The organism is Bradyrhizobium sp. (genome assembly GCF_049581145.1).
Classification (GTDB): Bacteria; Pseudomonadota; Alphaproteobacteria; order Rhizobiales; family Xanthobacteraceae; genus Bradyrhizobium.
This window is the reverse complement of the sequence record NZ_JBAURI010001018.1, coordinates 1-4,064: the sequence shown is the minus strand read 5'-3', so window position 1 is coordinate 4,064 and position 4,064 is coordinate 1. Positions and strand designations below refer to the sequence as shown.

The following is a 4,064-nucleotide window of genomic DNA, read 5'->3' as shown; positions in this document are numbered from 1 at the left end:
GGTGACGACGGCAGGCCCGATGTCAAGCCCGGCGCCATCTGCGCCGCCGGCCGTGCCTGAGCCACCCGGGGACGAACGCCCGGAGCGGCTGCATTAGATCGCCTGACACTGGGGCCGGCAATTCGTCCGGAAAATATCTGCCATGATGGCCGCCGAGTTGGGTTCGGGCCGGTTCTCCGCTATAGGGCTTGGGCAACGGACGGCCGCGAAGGCCGTTGTTGCGCATCTGGAGAAACGCCTGTGACCGAATCCGCCGCGCCGCTCGATCCTTCCATTATCGAAGCGCTCGCGCGCTACGATACGCCCACGATCTGCAATGCGATGGAAATCGTGGCGCCCGAGCGGCGGCTGATCGGTTATACGACGAAGCCGCTGGTCTGCCCGTTTCCCGATCTGCCGCCGATGGTCGGCTATGCCCGCACCGTGACGATCCGCTCGGTGCTGCAATCGGCCTTGCCGGCCGCCGAGCAGGCCAGGCGGCGGATCGCCTATTATGAATATGTCGGCACCGGTCATGGCCCGCGCATCACCGTGATCCAGGATATCGATGGTCCCGACGTCGGCTATGGTGCGTTCTGGGGCGAGGTGCAGAGCAACGTGCACAAGGCGCTCGGCTGCCTCGGCGTGATCACCGACGGTTCGATCCGCGACATCCCGCAATGGGCGCCCGGTTTCCAGGCGCTCGCCGGCTCGATCGGTCCATCGCACGCATGGGTCCACGCCGAGAGTTTTGGCGGCGAGGTGCGGGTGGCCGGGATGACGGTGCGCTCCGACGATCTCATCCATGCCGATCGCCATGGCGCGATCGTAATCCCCTTCGACATCGCCGCGAAATTGCCCGACGCCGCCGAACTGTGCGGACGACGCGAGACGCCGATCCTGGAGATCGCCCGCGCCAAGGATTTTTCGCTCGAAAAGCTGAAAGCGGCGCTGCAGCGGTCGGCGGAAATCCACTGATCGCGTTAGGCTATTCGCCATGCAGATGACCGGCAAGACCGTCCTGATCACCGGCTCGACCGACGGGGTCGGCCGCTATGTTGCAGCGCGTCTCGCCGCCGATGGCGCGCACGTGCTGATCCACGGCCGCGACGCCGCCCGCGGCCAGACGCTCGCCTCCGAGATCGAGCGGACGGGAGGCATCGCGCCAACCTTCTACCAGGCCGACCTGTCCTCGCTTGCGGCCACAAGGCAGCTTGCCGAATCCGTGCTCGCCGATCACCAGCGGATCGATGTCTTCGTCAGCAATGCCGGCATCGGTTCGCAGAACGGCGGGTCTGGACGGCAACTCAGCGCCGACGGCTACGAACTGCGATTTGCGGTCAATTACCTGGCAGGTTTTCTGCTGGCCACGCTGCTGCTTCCCGCAATCAAGGCCGCCGCGCCCTCGCGCATCGTCAACGTCGCCTCGCTCGGCCAGCATCCGATCGATTTCGACGACGTGATGATCACCAGGAACTACAGCGGCAGCCGCGCCTACGCGCAGAGCAAGCTGTCGCAGATCATGTTCACCCTCGATCTCGCGCGCGAGCTGAAAGGGGTTGGCGTGACCGTCAATTCGCTGCACCCGGCGACCTATATGGACACCACGATGGTGCGCGCCGGTGGCATCACGCCGATCTCCACCGTGGAGCAGGGCGGCGAGGCGATCCTGCATCTCGTCAAGGGCGACGACGTCGCCGGCAAGAGCGGGCTGTTATTCAACGGCATGAACGAGGCCAGGGCCAACCCGCAGGCCTATGACGAGACCGCCCGCAAGCGGCTGCGTGCGCTCAGTCTCGAACTCACAGGCCTGTCGAAAGCCGACAGCGCCTAGTCTGGTGAAGCTTCCGCACCAGGATCAGTGTTTCCGGTGCTCGCGCCTTATGCGGACGGGCAGGAGGTTGTAATCGGTTGGCGCTTCGGCCGGCGCCAGCCGCGCCAGGACATTCCGCACAAATGCCCAGTGCCTCATCGCACGCGTCCGATCGAAATGAAGCGCCGCTTCCAGGATTCCGAACATGAAGATCATGAGCAGGACCTTGATTGTTTCCGTCGCCATTCGCCGCCTCCGCAGCTACTCGATGACTACGGGAAATGTTAACCACGCAGCATCCGCAGGGATAGTGCGCTTCTTATCTTAGGGGATGCCCCTTACGTAATGCTCCGTAGACCGGGACGCCGGCATCCGCGGAATCTGGTTTCGGCGCATTTCCGTCCGCCCGTTGATCAACATCAAGTCGGATCGGTGCCGTTGCGCTGGGATGGCAGGGGATGAATTGAGGTCGACATGAGCTCGCCAAGCTCCAAGGTTAGCGCAGGGATTGCCGTAACGGTTGCCGCGGTCTGCAGCCTTCTTCTGTTGTCGAGCGCCGCGGCGCAAAAACAGGCGGATTTCGCGCCGCAGGACAGACCGGTCGCGAAAGTCGCCGATCTGATGATCGCGACACAGGCGCGGCACATCAAGCTGTGGTTCGCCGGCAAGCTCTTGAACTGGAAGCTGGCCAGCTACGAACTGGATCTGGTCAGGGCCAAGCTGCAGGAAGCGGCGACGCTGTCTCCAAGCCCCGGGGCGGCCCCGTCGGAACAGCCGATGCAGTCGCTGCAACGTGCGATCGACGCACACGACGCGGTCGGCTTCACCAACGCCTACACGGAATTGACGAACGCCTGCAACGCCTGCCATCACGCGGTCGATCGGAGCTTCATCAGCATTCGGGTGCCGGTGACATCGCCCTTCGGCGATGAGCTCTTTGTCGACCAGGTCGCCGAAGGCCGCGGCCTGGCCCATCTGATCTGCGGCGCCTGCCACGTCGTTGCGGAAAATTCCAACGAAGTGCCGGTGTCGAAATATCCGGCGCCGAGTTTCCCGGATCTCGCCCGGCGTCCGGCGTTCACCGAGGATGCGCTGCGGCAATTGCTGTCGTCCAACCACCGCAATCTGGGGCAGGATCAGACCATGCGAAACCCGCGCCTGGGGGACGACCAGATCGAGGACATCATCGCCTATTTTGCGGCATTGCGCGCCAAGGACAGCCCGCGCTGACATCGCGTGCCACGGAAGGCTGGAGCACGCAGCGGTTATGGTTAGCGGAATGTTGCGACCGTGCCCGTGTCGCGGAATTTGCCCCGTCCTGACGGGCTTTTTCATCGTGGTTGAAGGTTGAGCCATCGTGGACTTGCGCCGCGTTCGCGGCCACGCCGCGTATCCTTTACGCGTCTTTAATGGCGCCCAACGTAGGGTTTCACGACGCGGCTCAGAATGGGCCGTGCGCCGGCCAGGATGGCCGGCCGTTGCGTAGGCGGTGGAGTTTCCTATGGATATCATGACGAGCATCGGGATCTTCGTCGGCATCGCCGTCATCGCGACGATCATGCTGCTGGGAGGCGATCTCGGAATGTTCTTCAGCGAGCATGCCGTCATCATCATTGGCGGTGGCTCGATCGCAGCGACCATGATCCGATTTCCCCTGGCCGTCATGCTGCACGGCTTGCCGCTTGGCGCCAAATTCGCATTCACGATGAGCAGGCTCTCGGCGCGCGATCTGGTCGACGAACTGGCCCGTATTGCCGAAATCGCCCGCAAGCAGGGTCCGGTCGGCCTGGAAAAGGTCGAGACCGATGAGCCCTTCCTTGCCAAGGGCATTCGCTACGTCGCCGACGGCTACGATCTCGAATTCATCCGCGACAATCTCGAGCGCGACCGCGACAATTTCCTGATGCATCTCGACGAAGGCAGCAAGATCTATCGCGCCATCGGCGACTGCGCGCCGGCGTTCGGCATGATCGGGACCCTGATCGGCATGGTGCAGATGTTTGCCAACATGACCGATCCGTCCAAGCTTGGCCCGTTCATGGCGACCGCGCTGCTCGCGACGCTTTATGGCGCGCTGGTCGCCAACATGTTCTGCCTGCCGATCGCCGACAAGCTGCACGGCAAGCTGCTCGACGAGGAAACCAATCGAACGCTGATCATCGACGGCATCCTGATGATCCGGGATTCCAAGAGCCCGACGCTGGTCCGGGAAATGTTGCTGGCGTACCTGCCGGAAAAACACCGCCACGAGGAAGGCGAGCCGGTACCGGCC

Annotated in this window: 5 protein-coding genes; 4 read left to right on the top strand and 1 reads right to left on the bottom strand. The window is 63.5% G+C overall.

What is annotated here, in order from left to right; all coding sequences use genetic code 11:
* Positions 1-240: 240 nt before the first annotated feature.
* On the top strand, positions 241-957 hold the full coding sequence (locus WCB02_RS32995; protein WP_423964980.1) for an RraA family protein: 717 nt from the start codon (positions 241-243) through the stop codon (positions 955-957).
* Between the two features lie 19 nt (positions 958-976).
* The gene (locus WCB02_RS32990) at positions 977-1,813 is read left to right on the top strand and encodes an SDR family NAD(P)-dependent oxidoreductase (protein WP_423964978.1); all 837 of its coding nucleotides are present in this window, start codon (positions 977-979) and stop codon (positions 1,811-1,813) included.
* 24 nt (positions 1,814-1,837) lie between these two features.
* On the opposite strand, the gene WCB02_RS32985 is transcribed toward WCB02_RS32990, so the two are convergent.
* Positions 1,838-2,038: a hypothetical protein gene (locus WCB02_RS32985; RefSeq protein WP_423964976.1), complete on the bottom strand. Its 201-nt coding sequence runs from the start codon at positions 2,036-2,038 to the stop codon at positions 1,838-1,840.
* A 228-nt stretch (positions 2,039-2,266) separates the two neighbouring features.
* On the opposite strand from WCB02_RS32985, the gene WCB02_RS32980 reads away from it, so the two are divergent.
* Together WCB02_RS32980 and WCB02_RS32975 are read left to right on the top strand one after the other, a co-directional pair.
* Positions 2,267-3,022, top strand: a complete 756-nt coding sequence (locus WCB02_RS32980) for a c-type cytochrome (protein WP_423964974.1) — start codon at positions 2,267-2,269, stop codon at positions 3,020-3,022.
* A 271-nt stretch (positions 3,023-3,293) separates the two neighbouring features.
* Positions 3,294-4,064 (top strand): motility protein A (locus tag WCB02_RS32975; RefSeq protein ID WP_423964971.1); only part of this gene is annotated, 771 nt, incomplete at its 3' end.

Bases quoted from the DNA above. Each gene is read 5' to 3' on its own strand.
- WCB02_RS32990 (WP_423964978.1), top strand. From the start codon at position 977: ATGCAGATGACCGGCAAGACCGTCCTGATCACCGGCTCGACCGACGGG.
- WCB02_RS32985 (WP_423964976.1), bottom strand. From the start codon at position 2,038: ATGGCGACGGAAACAATCAAGGTCCTGCTCATGATCTTCATGTTCGGA.
- WCB02_RS32980 (WP_423964974.1), top strand. From the start codon at position 2,267: ATGAGCTCGCCAAGCTCCAAGGTTAGCGCAGGGATTGCCGTAACGGTT.